The organism is Cohnella thailandensis (assembly GCF_014212135.1).
GTDB classification, from domain to species: Bacteria; Bacillota; Bacilli; order Paenibacillales; family Paenibacillaceae; genus Cohnella; species Cohnella thailandensis.
Genome location: NZ_JACJVQ010000005.1, coordinates 458,445 through 473,673 on the forward strand (window position 1 = coordinate 458,445; position 15,229 = coordinate 473,673).

General features: G+C 58.1%; 14 protein-coding genes. 7 read left to right on the forward strand and 7 right to left on the reverse strand.

The features are described 5' to 3' along the window. Positions 1-66: 66 nt before the first annotated feature. The 6 genes from H7B67_RS06950 to H7B67_RS06975 all read left to right on the forward strand — a co-directional run bounded on the left by H7B67_RS06950 (position 67) and on the right by H7B67_RS06975 (position 6,048). Positions 67-288 (forward strand): spore coat associated protein CotJA, encoded by a 222-nt coding sequence (locus H7B67_RS06950; RefSeq protein WP_185119055.1) that lies wholly within the window; start codon positions 67-69, stop codon positions 286-288. Between the two features lie 147 nt (positions 289-435). Continuing rightward, on the forward strand, positions 436-663 hold the full coding sequence (locus H7B67_RS30775; protein ID WP_281067802.1) for a spore coat protein CotJB: 228 nt from the start codon (positions 436-438) through the stop codon (positions 661-663). A gap of 12 nt (positions 664-675) precedes the next feature. Further along, positions 676-1,245, forward strand: a complete 570-nt coding sequence (locus H7B67_RS06960; RefSeq protein ID WP_185119057.1) for a manganese catalase family protein — start codon at positions 676-678, stop codon at positions 1,243-1,245. Between the two features lie 25 nt (positions 1,246-1,270). Beyond that, a complete protein-coding gene (locus H7B67_RS06965; protein WP_185119058.1) occupies positions 1,271-2,068 on the forward strand; it encodes a DUF2935 domain-containing protein in 798 nt (265 codons plus the stop codon). A gap of 217 nt (positions 2,069-2,285) precedes the next feature. Beyond that, positions 2,286-5,492 carry a glycosyl hydrolase gene (locus tag H7B67_RS06970; protein ID WP_185119059.1) on the forward strand — a complete coding sequence of 1,069 codons (3,207 nt, stop codon included), beginning with the start codon at positions 2,286-2,288 and terminating at the stop codon, positions 5,490-5,492. 136 nt (positions 5,493-5,628) lie between these two features. Then, a complete protein-coding gene (locus H7B67_RS06975) occupies positions 5,629-6,048 on the forward strand; it encodes a hypothetical protein (protein WP_185119060.1) in 420 nt (139 codons plus the stop codon). 82 nt (positions 6,049-6,130) lie between these two features. Here H7B67_RS06975 and H7B67_RS06980 read toward each other — a convergent pair whose 3' ends face one another. Together H7B67_RS06980 and H7B67_RS06985 are read right to left on the reverse strand one after the other, a co-directional pair. Further along, entirely contained in the window at positions 6,131-7,207 is a 1,077-nt protein-coding gene (locus H7B67_RS06980) for a phosphodiester glycosidase family protein (RefSeq protein ID WP_185119061.1), read from the reverse strand. Then, on the reverse strand, positions 7,204-7,644 hold the full coding sequence (locus H7B67_RS06985; protein ID WP_245363256.1) for a hypothetical protein: 441 nt from the start codon (positions 7,642-7,644) through the stop codon (positions 7,204-7,206). Before H7B67_RS06985 ends, H7B67_RS06980 begins: the two co-directional genes overlap by 4 nt. Before the next feature lie 262 nt (positions 7,645-7,906). On the opposite strand from H7B67_RS06985, the gene H7B67_RS06990 reads away from it, so the two are divergent. After that, positions 7,907-8,617, forward strand: coding sequence for an HAD family hydrolase (locus H7B67_RS06990; protein ID WP_245363257.1), 711 nt, complete (start codon positions 7,907-7,909; stop codon positions 8,615-8,617). An 82-nt stretch (positions 8,618-8,699) separates the two neighbouring features. Here the strand turns inward: H7B67_RS06990 and H7B67_RS06995 are convergent, their stop codons facing one another. The 5 genes from H7B67_RS06995 to H7B67_RS07015 are packed head-to-tail and all read right to left on the reverse strand — an operon-like array spanning position 8,700 to position 15,046. Beyond that, on the reverse strand, positions 8,700-9,929 hold the full coding sequence (locus H7B67_RS06995) for a YheC/YheD family endospore coat-associated protein (RefSeq protein ID WP_185119062.1): 1,230 nt from the start codon (positions 9,927-9,929) through the stop codon (positions 8,700-8,702). A gap of 28 nt (positions 9,930-9,957) precedes the next feature. Further along, positions 9,958-11,130: a YheC/YheD family endospore coat-associated protein gene (locus H7B67_RS07000; protein WP_185119063.1), complete on the reverse strand. Its 1,173-nt coding sequence runs from the start codon at positions 11,128-11,130 to the stop codon at positions 9,958-9,960. Next, on the reverse strand, positions 11,127-12,506 hold the full coding sequence (locus H7B67_RS07005; protein ID WP_185119064.1) for a YheC/YheD family endospore coat-associated protein: 1,380 nt from the start codon (positions 12,504-12,506) through the stop codon (positions 11,127-11,129). Before H7B67_RS07005 ends, H7B67_RS07000 begins: the two co-directional genes overlap by 4 nt. Beyond that, the gene (locus H7B67_RS07010; protein WP_185119065.1) at positions 12,487-13,701 is read right to left on the reverse strand and encodes a YheC/YheD family endospore coat-associated protein; all 1,215 of its coding nucleotides are present in this window, start codon (positions 13,699-13,701) and stop codon (positions 12,487-12,489) included. The genes H7B67_RS07005 and H7B67_RS07010 overlap by 20 nt, the downstream gene beginning before the upstream one ends. Continuing rightward, positions 13,676-15,046 (reverse strand): YheC/YheD family endospore coat-associated protein, encoded by a 1,371-nt coding sequence (locus H7B67_RS07015; protein ID WP_185119066.1) that lies wholly within the window; start codon positions 15,044-15,046, stop codon positions 13,676-13,678. The genes H7B67_RS07010 and H7B67_RS07015 overlap by 26 nt, the downstream gene beginning before the upstream one ends. Between the last annotated feature and the right edge of the window lie 183 nt (positions 15,047-15,229).

Below are 15,229 nucleotides of genomic sequence, written 5' to 3' on the forward strand. Positions count from 1 at the left end.
AACTTCCACATATACGTAGAACATGTGCCTATTCCGACCGAACCCGGAATGCGAGGAGGAGAGCCGATGTACGACAATCAATGGAGAGAGTGGAAGCCGTACGTCAGTCCGTTGGACCCCTGTCCGCCGATGAGGATCAAGAGATACGTGGTGCCGCCCAATCAATATATCCCTTTTCAGCCGATGAATCTTCCGCAATTCCCGCTTAACGAAGCCCTGTTCAGAGGGACCCTGTGGCCGGCGCTTTATAGTCCGTATCCCTCGAGACGCGCGACCAAAGGAGGCTAAACGATGGCAGAGCGGCAGGATCGGTACGAACGATACGATCGGGCGGATCGAAACGAACGCAACGACGGCAAGAACCGTTCGGACAACAAGGAGCCGGCATCCGAGCCGGAGCGTTCGGTTCCGGGAGACGACAAATACCGCGCGGAGCTGGAACAGCTTCAGATGGTCGATTTCGCGCTGGTGGAGCTGACGCTGTACCTGGACACCCACCCGGCGGATATGCAGGCCGTTCAGCAATTCAATCAACTCGCGCAGAAGAGAGGGCAGCTTGCCCACGCTTTCGAGATGCAGTATGGGCCTCTTCTTCAATTCGGCCATAGCTATACCAAATATCCGTGGCAGTGGATCGATACGCCATGGCCATGGCAGGTATGAGGAGGAGCGAACATGTGGGTCTATGAGAAAAAGCTGCAATATCCGGTGCGGGTGAGCAAATGCGATCCGAGAATGGCGAAGTACCTCATCGAGCAATACGGGGGAGCGGACGGGGAACTGTCGGCGGCATTGCGCTACTTGAACCAGAGATATTCGATCCCCGATAAGGTGATCGGATTGTTGACGGATATCGGGACGGAGGAACTCGCCCATCTGGAAATGATTGCCACAATGGTCTATAAGCTAACGAAGGACGCGACGCCGGAGCAGCTGGAAGCGGCGGGACTCGGAGCTCACTTCGTCAATCACGACAACGCTTTGTTCTATGAGAACGCGGGAGGCGTGCCGTGGACGGCGACGTACATCCAGGCCAAGGGCGATCCGATCGCCGACCTGTACGAGGACATCGCGGCAGAGGAGAAGGCCCGCGCCACTTACCAATGGTTGATCGACTTCACCGACGACGTCGACATCCAGGATTCGCTGAGGTTCCTGCGGGAGCGGGAGATCGTGCATTCGCTGCGCTTCCGGGAAGCGGTCGAGATCTTAAAGGCGGATCGGGAGCAGAAGAAGGTGTACTGAGTCGTTTCGAAGGAGGCTAACGCTCTTGAACGATTCCCCTTTATTCGAGCATCGGTTTTGGCTGCAGATTTTGGGCGACCACGCCCGGTTTCTTTATCACGCGTTGTCTCCGGCGGAGAAGACGGACATCCAGACGGCGGAGGCTTTCATCCGGTCGTACGACGGACTGCTTGAGCAAGCCCGACGCGCGGCCGCCGAGACGGAAGTCAGCGCGATAAGCCGCCAAGCTTACGACCTGACGTTGAAGTTTCGCGATTTTAAGCTGGATTTGCTGCGAAGGGTTATCCTGGGCAAGGTGATGATCGCGTTTACGCCGACGTTCCTCAATCACATGGTGAACGAGTTGGAGGAATACCTGCGTATCCTGTCGGCCCTGGTAGAAGGCAAGCCGGTACCGCAATTCGACGCGCTGCACCATGACTTCCTATGGCTGCCGGATGCGGCCGGCCATGCGTCGGCGATCGCGAGCGATCTGGATTCCGTGGAGAAACGGTTGATCAAGAAGAGCCAGCGGTTCGAGAAGCACTTCCAGCAGTTCTATCTGAAGAGCATCGAGATGGCCGGATATATGCGCACGCAGCTCAAGGACTTCCCCGCATTCCGCCGCTTCCATATGGAGGTCGACGTGGAGATGAAGCTGTTCGTCGCCTTTCTGGGAGAGCTGGAGGCGATGGAGATCTCGGCCGAGGCGCTCGATCGGATCAGCCCGTTAATGCCGGATCACATGATGAGAGAGGAATGCTACTATCTGACGAAGCTGGCTCGGCTCGGACTGGTTCCGAATCCCGAATGCCAGCCGGACCGGCCCCGGGTGCAGGGCTGACCCGGCATACGCGGGCGAGTCCCGTTAGAGTTCGCGAGCTTCCGGTCCCGTTCGCCTTCGGCGAGCGGGACTTTCGTTTAGGAGCCGCTTCCCGCCGCAAAAATTGTCCTGTCCGTCGCAATTCCTGCGATGACAAGGGCAAGCCGCCGATCTACACTAGGGTTGGCGACAATGCAGCATCGTCAGCGAGACGACAATCGGGGAGGAGCTTGGTCGGATGGAGGGAACGAAGAAATTATCGCGGCAAGAGGACTCTCTGCGCAAGCTGTTCAAGGAGCCGCGCATGGAAGATCGGCCGGCCGCTTTCTGGGTATGGAACGACGACATGAGTCCGGAGCAGATTCGCAAGCAGCTCCGCGAGCTGGCGGACAAAGGCTTCGGAGGAGCTTTCCTCCACGCGAGACCGGGCTTGCAGCTGGAATACCTGTCGGAAGAATGGTTCGAGCGCTGGGGGATAGCGCTGGAGACGGCAGAAGAGCTTGGGCTTAAGCTGTCCATTTATGACGAGAACTCGTATCCTTCCGGATTCGCCGGAGGCCATGTGCCGGCGGAGCTTCCGGATTGCCTGGCCAATTGCGTACATTTCCGAATATACGGGCACGAGGAGCTGGCGAAGCTCAAAGTCAACTCCTCCCTGATGCTCAACAAACCCGGACATCCGATTCGGGCATTCGCGATGCGCTCCAGCAGGGATGGACAAGCTTGGGAGATCGATCGCGACGTCACTCTGCTGCCGGCGGAGGAGTGGGGGGATTATGGCGACAGCTGCTGGCTGTTCGAGCTTGGAACGCCGGAGACGAACCCTTGGCTTGGCGGCTTCGCCTACACGGATCTCCTACGCCCCGAGGTGACGGAGCACTTCCTCCGTTCGACGCACGAGCGTTATCGGGAGAGGTTCGGAGAACGGTTCGGAAGCGTCATTCCGGCGATGTTCACCGACGAGCCGGAGATTTCGCCGGGCAATCTGTTTCATGACGGAGATTCCTTCTTGCCGTTCACCTACTGGTTCGCGGCCGAATTCGAGAACCGCAACGGGTACAGCCTGCTGGATTATTTGCCATATCTGTTCCGCGACGTGGATCGGGCTGCGGGAGCGGAGAAGGACGCCGGGCAGGTACGTTACGATTATTACAGCACGATACACGAGCTGTGGACGAACAACTCGGTCCGTCCGATCTCGGAATGGTGCGAGCGGAACGGCCTCGCCTATACCGGGCATTATGTCGAGCATAATTGGCCGCATCCGTTTAACCGCTCCTCGCCGTCGGTCATGTCCATGTACGAATATATGCATTGGCCGGCTATCGATCACCTTAAGTCGGAGACGCTGCGCCCGGATCGCCGGACGGAGGACAACTCTTCTCATCATCTGATTTGCGTGAAAGAGGCGCACAGCGCGGCGAATCAATTCGATCGGCCGAGAGTTCTCTGCGAAGCGTTCGGAGCCGGCGGGTGGGAATCTTCTTTCGAGGATTACAGGCGGATTGGCGATTGGCTGTACGCGCACGGGGTTAACTTCCTTACTCCGCATTTTACCATGTCCTCGATAGCAGGAGCTCGGAAACGAGATCATCCTCAGTCGTTCGACTGGCGGCAGCCCTGGTGGAACGATTGGCGAACGCTGGCGGACTACTTCGCGAGATTGACCTTCGCCCTGTCCCAAGGGAAGACGCGCAATCGCATTCTCGTGCTCAATCCGACGACTTCCTCTTATTTGTTCGCCCCTCGCGACCTTCGGGAGAACGCCGTCTACAAGGACGGGGTGGAGGCGACGAGGAAGCTGGCGCAGCGGCTCTCCGATTGCGGCTGGGACTACGATCTCGGGGATGAATACATTATAGAGCGTCATGGGTATGCAGCCGAAGGACGATTCGGGGTTGCCCGGAGGGAATACGATATCGTCATCGTTCCGCCGGCCATGATCCATCTCCGTCCGGCGACGGCCGAACTGCTCCATCGGTATATGGAATCGGGAGGCAAGGTTTACTCCTTGTCGCAAGGGTTGGAGCGATTAGGAGGCGCTGCCTGGCAGCCGGATTCCTTAACCAAGCATGCACGTTGGAGCCAGTTGACCGGGTACGAGGATTTGAACGCGGCGCTGCTTGAGAGCATGTCCCCAAGGATCCGGTGGGAATCGGCCATCCGGGAGCAAAGCCGAATCGCTTCTCTGCGGCGAGAACTGGAGGATGGGAGCGTCCTCTTCTTCGTAGCGAACGGACGACCGGAGCCGTTCGAAGATACGTTAATAGTGAACGGAGGGGGCGCGGAGATCTGGGAGCCGTTTACCGGCGAGATTGGCAGCGTCGCCGTGAAAGAAACGGGGAGCGGAGAGTTAAGCATTCCGGTCAAGCTGCCCGGATCCGGTTCGCTGCTGATTCGGGTTCTGAACGGAAGACCGGAGGAGGCGGAAGAAGAGGCTCCAACCCTGTCCGTCGATCTAACTCCAACCGTCCCGTTCAGGGAACTTGCGGGCAGCCGAACGGAGGTTAGTCCCAAACACGGCAATATCCTGCCTATTCTCTATTTGGATCTCGAGATCGGGGCGAAGCGCTACTCCGGGATAAGCGCGCTCCAGGCTAACCAATTAATCTATGAGCGTCATGGCTTGCCGGTCAATCCTTGGGACAACGGAATTCAATTCAAGCGACGGCTGCTCTATCTCGAGGACTCGATGGACGAACGAACCGGGATGGCGGCGTCGTATCGCTTCGCCGTGAGGCAAGGCGAGGTTCCTTCCGAGATCGGGCTGATCGTAGAGCGACCCGAGCTATACCGCATACAGATCAACGGGCACGAGCTCTCCGTTCAGGAGGGGACGTGCTGGCTCGATTCGCACATGGGGCAGACCGATATCTCCGCATTCATCCGGGAGGGGGAGAACGTCATTCGGCTTGTCGGTAAACCTTTTTCCATCCGGATGGAGATCGAGGCGGTTTACGTGACGGGAAGCTTCTCGGTGGAGGAATCGAACGGGGAGTGGGTGATCGGCGAACCGAAGCCGATCGGGACAGGCTCCTGGCGGGAGCAGGGGTACCCTTTCTACGGGGGAGCGGTCGCCTACCGGAAGCAAGTGCTTATACCCGAAGGGAAGGAGCCGGTCAGGGTGACTCTGCCCGATTGGAGAGGCACGATCGCCACCGTGTTCGTCAACGGGACCGTCGTCGGAAGAATCGGCCTGGACCGTTGCCCGTCTCTCGACATCACTTCCCGCGTCACTCGAGGCGAGAAGCAGGAGATCGCCGTTCGGGTTGCCGGCAGCTTTCGCAATTTGCTCGGGCCGCACTTCGATCCTTCGAGGCCGAGAAATATCGCTTGGCCTTCCTTTTGGAAGCGAACGCCCGCGTTCGGCCCTCCTCCCGCGAAACAATTCGACCTGCTCGACTACGGGCTTCTGGAAGATTTCCGTGTGGAGATCGGCCTATAAGTCACAAATTCCCCTCATTGCCGTAACCGATTTGTCGCATCTCCGGTCGGAAAGAGTCATCCGCGTCATGGCTTTTTTGGGTATGATGAGAAGGAGATGCGGCAACCGGGGAGTTACGGAAGGAGAGGGATACCAGATGTGGAGACAAAGAGAGAAGAATCGTGTACGGTCCGCGAGAAAGGCAGGCATGCTGCTCTTGTTCTTGCTCTTGCTCGCTGCGATAGTCGTCCTGGGGGGTTGTTCGACCGGAGAGGACAAGCTGCGGTTCGACGAGGTGTCGCTCGTTACGGAACCGGCGGCTCCGACGGCAGGCTCGGATACGAAGCTTATCGTCGAGGTAGACAACAAGGAGTACAAGGACCGGGAAGCCACGATTCAGATTCAGATCAATTCGAACAGCACGCTCCCGCAATTGCTCGACGCTTCCAGGGAAGGGGACGGCTACTTTGTCGATTACTCGTTTCCCAAGGCGGGAGACTATACGATCACCATTCATATGTACTACGGCGAAGATGAGCATTACGCTTTCGGCAAGCAGTTGAAGATAGCCGGATAAGATCGACCGAATTCCAAAGGGGCTGTCCTCTAAGTCGCGATAGATGACTTAGGGAACAGCCCCGATTTGTTGCGGACGAGCTTTATTTAAAGAACAGGAAATTCGTCGCGAGCGGCCGCAACTGCCCGTCCGAAGGACTGTTCACGACCCGTCCTTTGAATACCAGGGTAGACGAGCCTCCTCCGTCCAGGTTGTAGCCGTCGATCGCTCCGTACCGGGTCAGCAGCAGCTGGATCTCTTCCAGCGTCGCGCCCGAGCTGCCGTTCTCGTCCCGGCCGTCGATGACGAGGAACAGCAACTGGTCGTCCTTGTAATTGGCGATGACGGTACGAGGCGCCCGGACGGGGCTTGTCTGCCACTTGGACGGAATGGACAGATTGACGCCGTTCTTGCGAAGAACGGGCACGAAGGAGGCGCCGAACTTCGGGTTCAGCCGGTCTAGCTGCTCCTTGCTGCTGAATTCTCCGCCGATAAGCTCGAGCTTGTCGTTCAGCCCGACGAAGAACAGGTCGTTAAAGCTGGCCTCGAATCCGTTTACGTACTTCCCGTTTACGACGGTCGTGCTGAGAGGATAGCGCTTGCCTCTCGAGTCGGCGAAGCCGCCCGCGTTGACGCCGGCGATGGCCCCCGTCCGCTTGACCGCGGCCAGCGTCGTCTCGGAGCCGCCGAACGTATCCTTGCCTAGGACCATATTCATCGCGCCGGCGCTTTTGAGCTTTACCTTCAGCGCATAGCCGCTGAATTTCTGCGCCCGAATCCGGAAGAGCTGGGCGGTCAGGTTGCTCGTCGTCACCGAATCGGACACCGTCCCCAGGCGGCTCGTAATCCTTTTGTCATAGATCAGGGCGGGCCGGTTCACCTGCGCCTTGGCCGTCGTCATGATCGCGCTCATGCTGCTGTTCGTCTTGGAATACAGCTCGGATACCTTCTTCATCGAAGCGGATATTTCCTTGGCAATAATCGCGGCCTCATCCAGATCGCCAAGGACGGGAGAAGCCTGTTCGGCGAGGCTGGGCGGAGCGTCGGCGGCATCGTTCCCCCAATCGATCGTCGGCGCCTGCAGCGAGAACGAAGCGGCAAGAATCCAGATCAGCATTCCGACAAAAGGAGCGACGGCAAGCAGCAAGGTCCGGTTGAATCGTTGAACCGTCGCGATCATTTAAGCACGTCCAGGTTCTTTTTGAGCTCGTCCATCTGCTTCTTAAGCTCGCTGATTTGAGTATACAGCTTGTTGCTGTTGTCGGTCTTATCGTTGACGTTGTCCTGGTTGAAGGTGAGCAGCTCGTTAAGAGCGTCGACCTTCGAAGACATCTTGGCCATTTCTTCCTCGTAGCTTGCTTTAAGCTCGTCCAATCGGTTCCGATAATCCTGCTGCATCGCCGCGATCTGCTTGGCGGTCTGCAATTGAAGCTCGCTCTCGATTTGCTGTTTCATATGATCGGTATACCAATAAGTGCCGGCGACTCCGCCGCCTATGAGCACGATCCAAAGAAGAAGGAACGGAAGTATCGATCTTTTCGGCGCGCGGCGCGGAGTCAGATCGGACGGACTGCTGGGAGCGGGGGCCAACTTAGGGACAATGGAAGGATTACTCATAAAAACGAACCACCTCGTATTTCGGCATTACCGTTGATGAATGTTTATTGTAGCATAACCTAGCAAAAATGGCTTCCCGCAAGAGAGCTAGATTCGACGGCAATAGATAGGGAAAATTGACGATCGAGAAGGAATGCCGGGGATTGCCGGGGGAACGCGCCAACGTTATGATAGACGATCCAAATTCGGCGAAGGTTGCCAGCTCTTGCCCTTCTTCGTTATGATGAGAGAACAAAATATCGGTTGCAGGAGAGGAAAATAGATGACATACACCCATGAATTGGATAAAAAGCTCGCCGGCGCTCCCGAAGCGATGCTGTTCGATCTCGACGGTACCTTGTTCCGGACGGAATCGCTGCTGGAGACGGTCCACCGCAGGGTCTTCGAGACGCTTCGGGAAGAAGGCCTCTACACGGCGCCCGAGCCTCCTATCGAGAGGCTCCTCGGCTCGCTCGGGATGCTTCTAGAGCATATTTGGATGAGAGTCATGCCGGACGGATCGCCGGAGGCGCACGCCAGGGCGAACGATTTGCTGCTGCGATACGAGCTGGAGGAGCTGGAAGCGGGCATAGGAGACCTCTACGAAGGGGTACCGGAGACGCTCCAAGCTCTGCATGACCGAGGCATCCGCTTGTTCGTGGCGAGCAATGGACTGGAGAGCTACGTGAAGGAGGTCCCGAGGCTGAGAGGGATCGGCCATCTGTTCGAAGGCTTCTACAGCGCGGGGGAATACGAGACGGCGACCAAGGCGGACCTGGTGAAGATTCTGCTCGGGAAGCACGGAATACGCTCCGCCTGGATGGTCGGCGACCGCTCCTCGGACGTGGAAGCCGGCAATCGCAACGGCCTCTTCGTCGTCGGCTGCGACTACGCCGGCTTCCGGCGGGAAGGCGAGCTGGACGGCTCGGATGCGGTCATCCATCGGTTCTCGGAGCTGCTCGGCCTATTGGAAGAGGCAGCCGGTAAGAAGTAATCGGAGCCAAGACGGATTCGAACGCAAAGCCCGCAAGCTGGTCTTATGGACAAGATCAGCTTGCGGGCTTCTTCGTTTATAATCAATCTCCATCCCATCCGGAGCTTTGCCACGACCTCATGTTTGTCTGCGAGGCGTTCTCGGGCAAGCGAGACTCCTGGGAGGAGTCGGCGGAACGCGGACGTGAACGGGGCTCGGTGCGATTCGACCGATCCGATCGCTTCTGGCGGTAAACCCATAAAGCGTATTCGAGCGGTCGGGTGATCGCCCGGCGGTAGACCTCGCGCTCCCCGGCCCGGATAAAAACCTCGCGGGCCGGTTTCGGATTGACCTCCAGCAGCCAAATGCGGCCTCCCCGGTCGATCGCGAGATCGAGAGCAAGCTCGCAAAGGGCGCTGTATGTCGTCTCCAAATACTTCGCGACCGAGATGCCGAACCGTTCGGCGGTCTCCCGGATTTGGGCTATCTTCGCCTCGCTGCTTACCCATTGGCGAAGCAAGCTGTTCATCGGGGCTGCGCTACCGCCCCCGTGAAGGTTGGACGTGATGCTGCGGACGGGACCGACCCGCCCCGCGCAGCCGGTCACCTCCCATTCTCCGGAGCCGTTCTTCTGCACGAGCATCCGGTAATCGTGCACCCTGCCGCTGGGAAGCTTGATGTTCAGCCCCTGCTGAACGATATATTTATCCCCGTTCGTATCCCAATCGCGCAGCTCGGAGGCAAGATTGTCTCTCGATATCCGCTTAGGGCTGACGATCCTTCTCTTATGATCTCGGCCTTGCAGCAGAAGCGACCTGCTCTTCAGCTTCTCGATGCGAAGAATGCCGCGCCCGCCCGTGCCGTTGATCGGCTTTACGTAGAGAAGGGGGAATTTGCCGAGCATGACCGAGACATCCTCGTACGATTGATAGAGCCGGGTAACGGGCAGATGCTCCCGGAAGGACGGGACCTTCCAGAGAGTTCGATAGATGGTCCACTTGTTGCGGAGCGGACGGTTCAAGAAAGTCAAATGAGAGTACCTCTTGCGAAAAGCGAGCAGCTGTTCGAAGCGTTTGCTTCGCTGAATGCGGCAACGGTCGTAGATGAGGTTCGGGAACCGCACCCATCTTCTCAGCCAGGTTCGCGTATCGGTGCTGTATATCATCGCATGGATGCGGCCGCTCCGCTCCTCCACGTCCTCCGGCGTAAAAACGTAAGCGTCGAGTCCCATTTTGGCCGCGGCGACGATCATTTTCTCATAAACCTTCTTCTCTTCCAGCACCTTGTTATCATTGAGATACAACGTCAGAATGCCGAGCACAGGTTGCGTCAACCGGGGTTCACCTCGTGAAGAAACGTGGCTATTGCGAGCCGCTGCTCTGTTTAAGCACTTTAGAATGGAGATACTGGCTATATTGGAAGATTTGCTCCAGCGATTTTTTGCGAATGTGCGGTTCGTCGAACTTCATGGGCTTGGAGTTGGCTTCGAAGAACCAGACCTGGCCGGAAGCGTCTACGCCAAGGTCCATCGACATCTCGCCGATTCTGCTCTTGGAGGAGCGTTCGATCTGCCTTGCCAGAATCAGAGCGGTATTCTTGACTTTGCTCAGCACCTTGCGCGCTTTGTCTTGGCCGAAGACGGAAACGAGCAGCTTCTCGGGCTCTTCGATATACCCTCCGCGAGGCACATGGGTCGTGATGCTGTTGTCGCCGGCAACCCTCGCTCCGATTCCGGTCAGCTCCCATTGGCCGAATTCGTTCTTCTGAATGAGCGACCGCAGGTCGAAAGGGCGATCGTTCACCGAAGCGAGCGCGATGCCCTGCTGCGCGATATACGGCTCCCCGATGGCGTTCGATTGCTTCAAGACCCGATTCCACAAACGGGACAGGGTCGAGCACCGGAACGTTCGGCTTCCCTTCTCCTCTTGAATCTGCAGCGTATAGGGGAGGCTCCGTTCGGGCTGCAATTTGATCGACATGATGCCGACCCCCGCTTTGCCCCTGACCGGCTTCAGGTAGAGGAGAGAGTGCCGCTTCAGCATTTGGGACAGCACCGCGCTCTCGGTCAGCCTTTTGGTCTCCGGAATGTAGGATCGCGTCTGCTTGGAATCGTTCAGCCATTGAAACAACGACCATTTGTTAAAAAAACGGCGGTTGAACAGCTGGACATTCGGATTTCGGGCGATGGACAGCAGCTTCTTGCGCACCCGGGGCTGCCTTTCGTCTTCTCTCAGCGGGATTCGGTTGTAGACCACGTTTGGACGCGGATAATAAGCCTTGACCCAAGTATCCTCGCTTTTATTGTACGTAAAACCAAGCACCAGAGGACGATTGAGCTTCAGGTGTTTGACGGTCACGACGTAGGTCATGATGCCGAGCTTCTCCCCCGTGGAGATGAGATCCGCGAAATTCTGGCGATTGCCTCGGAAATCTTGCATATCGTCTTCGATCGTAAGAATAGCCAATACCGGCTTTTCCCCGAAGCTGTAGTTGGAATGGACGAGAATTTCCGGGGAGGGGAGAATCGAATTCATGACGACTCATCCTTCCTGCGGAATTTGCTTAGATACAGGCAGTGGTCCAGAATATAGCCTAGCGACGCTTTGCCTTGCTCTTTGAGCGCGGGATGCTTGAAGATCGAGCGTCCCGGCTTGGCGTTCGCTTCGAACATCCAGACGGCGCCGTCCCGATCGATTCCGATATCGAGCCCAAGCTCGCCCAGTGTATGCGCATAATTGCGTTCGATCGCTTCGGACAGCCGGATGGCGACGGTTTTGGCATTATCCAGAACCTCTTTCGCCCGGTCGCCGAACGTCCGGCCGAGCGCTTGCTCCGGAGTCATCAGCGATCCGCCGTTCTTGATATGCGTCGTCACGCTGCCTCGTCCTGCTTTCTTGGCGCCGATCCCGGCGACGACCCAATCGTTGTTGCCGTCCTTATGCATGTGGAAGCGAAAGTCGATCGGGCAATTGTCTATCTCCATGAGCCGAATGCCCTGCTGCACCACGTAGCCGGACAATCCGCTGCCATGTCGGGCTCTCAGCATCCTCATGAGGCTGTTGAAGTTCGAGAACCGCAGCAGGACGTTCTTGCCGTTCCGCCGGTATCTGGCGAAGTAACCGCGCCTGGGGTGATAGGTCAATCGGTAGATTCCGTTCCCCAGGCTGCCGCCTGTCGGTTTGTAGTATAGAAAATGATGCTTCTCCAGCATCTCCTTGATCTTCTCCGGTTCCGGGTTGTTGATCGATTCGGGAAGATGCTGCAGCGCCTCCGGATCTTTGTCGAGCAGGTTGTAGACATCCGATTTGTTGAAGAAGCTCCAGTTGAAGAACGGGATCCGCCGGCGGACGAACCGGTCCCTTAGAGTAGTAATCGCCACCCCGGTCTCCGCCCTGCGGCTCGGCAGCCGATTGTAGACGACGTCGGGCAAGGGGACGACCTTGCGGATCCAGCCTCCGCCGCCGTCGAGAAACCAGCCGTTGACGGTCTCCTGCTGCCAATCGATGTCCTTCGGCGTGAAGGCGAAGAAATACGCCTTCTTCTGGCCGAGCTGCAGCAGCTGCTTCACGAAGGAGGTTCTAAGCCCGAACGGAGACCCGGCGGAACGCGTGTTGCTGTCCGTAAGAATGCCGATCAGCGGCCCGATCTGAACCTCTTCGCTGTTGGCATTGGCGATATAGACGCTTCCGGACTTCGGAATCCGAACGGAGCGGCGCAGGCCGGCCGAGAGGAAGATATGGTTCCCTCTTCGCTTGATTGTCCTTACGGCTGCGGGAACGACATCCCTCCCGAGCTTGACGTTGATCGTTTTGCGGCCGTTAAGGTTCAGAAGCTTCGCAAGGGAACTGGAGAACCATACGATTCTATTCGCCTGTTGCGTGAAATGAACGTTACATAGGGTCAAACTCATGAAATACCCTCCCAGGTGGTCGAAGCAGGATATATCGGGCGTAAGCAAGCGGACGTTCAACGGCTCTCGCGGCCGCGGATTCGCCTGCGCACGCCATGGAGGCGCGCCCGGGTTTGGTGTTCGCTTCCAAGAACCAGAGTCTTCCTGAACGTTCGATACCGAAGTCGAGTCCAAGCTCGGAGAACCTTCCGTATATTCGTTCCAGACGGTCGATCACGTCTTCCGATGCCTCGCGCAATTCCTCGAGCAGCCTTGCGGCTTGGGCCGAGCCGAACAGGACGCTTAAATACTCCTTCGCCCGGCGAGCCGTTCCTCCCCCGTGGAGATTGGAGGTCACGCCGTTTTCTTGGCCGCAGCGAGCCGCGATGCCCGCCTCTGCCCATCGTCCGCTGCCGCCTCGCTGCATGAGCACCCGCAGATCGAAGGGTTCGCCGGAAGGGCCCCTGAGCTCGAGCAAAGGCTGCATCAAGTAAATCCGATGGCCGATCGCTTTATCGATTCGGCTAAGAGCCTCTTCCTTCGAGATTCTCGCGATCCGAAAGGGGACGTTGGCGGCGTTGCGGCCTAGAAGGTTCAGCATCTCCGGATCTTCCGGATGGGGGGCGATCGCGATGACCCGTCGTCCCTTGGATCCGATCGAAGGCTTCAGAAAAGCCGCTCCCCGATGCACGGACAGCCAGCTGCCGAGAGATTCCGTCCCGTCGTACCGCGCGGTAGGCGGCAGCAGGGCGGCGGTTCGCGGGTCTTGCTTCAAGGTTCGGTACACGTCCAGCTTCCCGGGCAGGCGGCCGTTAAGCAGCCGCGCCGGATGACGGGCAAGAAGGCGCTTCAGGCCGGTCCGATAAAGCAGCCGCTGTCTCGAATCGCCGGGCCAAGCGCGATCGTAGACGAGATCCGGAGCCGGAAGCGTCACCCGGCTCCAGCGGGAGCCCCGCGGACTCCAGGCGGAGACGGTGCCGCTCTCCTCGTCGAGAGTCCACGGAGCGAAAGCGAACACGCGCAGGCCATGCTTAGGACCGGCGGCGATCAGCCGTCGGATGAAGGCCGCTTCGGCGAAGGGAGGATTCCCTTCTTGCTCGCAAACGGCAATTCCAAGCGAGAGCGACGGGGAATCCCCCTCCGGGGATTCGACGGCGGGCGAGAGCCGCTCTCTTGTCTCGAACGACTCCCTAGAAACCGGAGAGAAAACGTGCATATTGAATCATCGTCCGCACCGACGGGCGGATTTTCCCTTCGTTTAATGGAGTGTTATCGTTCTTTGACGGTTTGGAATTCACCTCGAGCAGCCAGACTCGGCCGGAAGTATCGATAGCCAGGTCGATCCCGAGCTCGCCGAAGTGAGCTTGAATGTGAGTGTCGATTCCCCGCGAGATTTCGAGGGCGGCGCGAGTCAGCCGTTTGGATGCCTCCCCGCGGTGAGCGGAAGGAAGATTCGATCTCGCGACCGAGTCCCGCACGGTAGCCAGAGTACCCCCGCGAGCCAGATTCGACACGTAATGCTGGTTGCCTGCGATCCGACCGACGATGGAGGTGACGACCCATTTGCCGGCGGAATTCTTCTGGGTGAGAGCCCGGAAGTCGATCGGTCGGCCGCCCGAATCGATCAGGGTAAGGCCTTGTTGAATCAGATAGCGAACCGTCTTCATCTTGCCGGAGATGGCCGAGAAGAACTTAAGAAGATTCGGGTACGTGACCTTGCGCGTACCGGCCGCCGTCGTGAAGGAAGCCTGCCAGCCTTCCGCCCCGTGCCGGTTGAGCCGGATGATCCCTTTGCCCAAGCTTCCTCTTACCGGCTTCAGGAAGACGACCGGATAACGCGAGCACATGCTCTTGAGCGTCGCGAAGTTGCGCAAGGAATAGGACTCGGGCAAGTAGCGGTGCAGCGAGGAATCGTTCCTAAGGGCCTCGAACACTTCGGATTTGTCGAGGAACTTCTCGTTGAAAATAATGGCGCCGTACCGGTGCTTGATCTCGGACACGAACTGCTGGACGATGGGACGATTCTCGAGCTTGCGGGAGGTAAGCCGGTTGTTTACGACGTCCGGAGCGGGAAGATCGGACTGGCGCCAGCCGCCCGAGCCGTGGGTCCATCCGCGTACGTTTCTCAGATTCTCCTGGATGCCGGAGGGAGTGAAGAAGTACACGAAGGCGCCCTGGCTGCGGCAGGTGTCGACCAATTCCCGGCAGAACATCGTAATCGCTCCGAACGGCTTCTCGGGCTGATCCGGATGATCGCGGCTGACGAGCACGCCGATCAGCGGTCCCAAGGCAACCGTCCGCGAGGCCGACCGGTACTGAAGCCGAAGCGGAGTTCCGGAAGAGACTCCCATTTTCCTGGCGAGCGAGTGGCTTATCCGCAAGCCGTCGTAACGGGGAACCGAGACGACGGAGACGGGCTGCCTCAAGGAGCCGAATTGAAACTGCAGCTGCTGCTGAACCGGGATCTTGGCTTGTTTGATCACAGACTCCCCAAGCATGAGGACGTCCTCGGACAGGATTCCGGAGCTTATGACCTGGACGTCGATTTTCGGGGTGGACATACTCGATCTCCTTCCACCTTGTCGAATTCTGTGGCGTAGGCTCTCGTAGGCTTCCTTCCCGGGTGCATGCGAGAATACTCCATTGTATGAGGACGAATATCTATCGGTGATTAGCCACCCCCGTCGAAAACGGCTATACTGTTATCGGATATGGGGAAAAGGATCGGCGAAACCTGTCGTCAA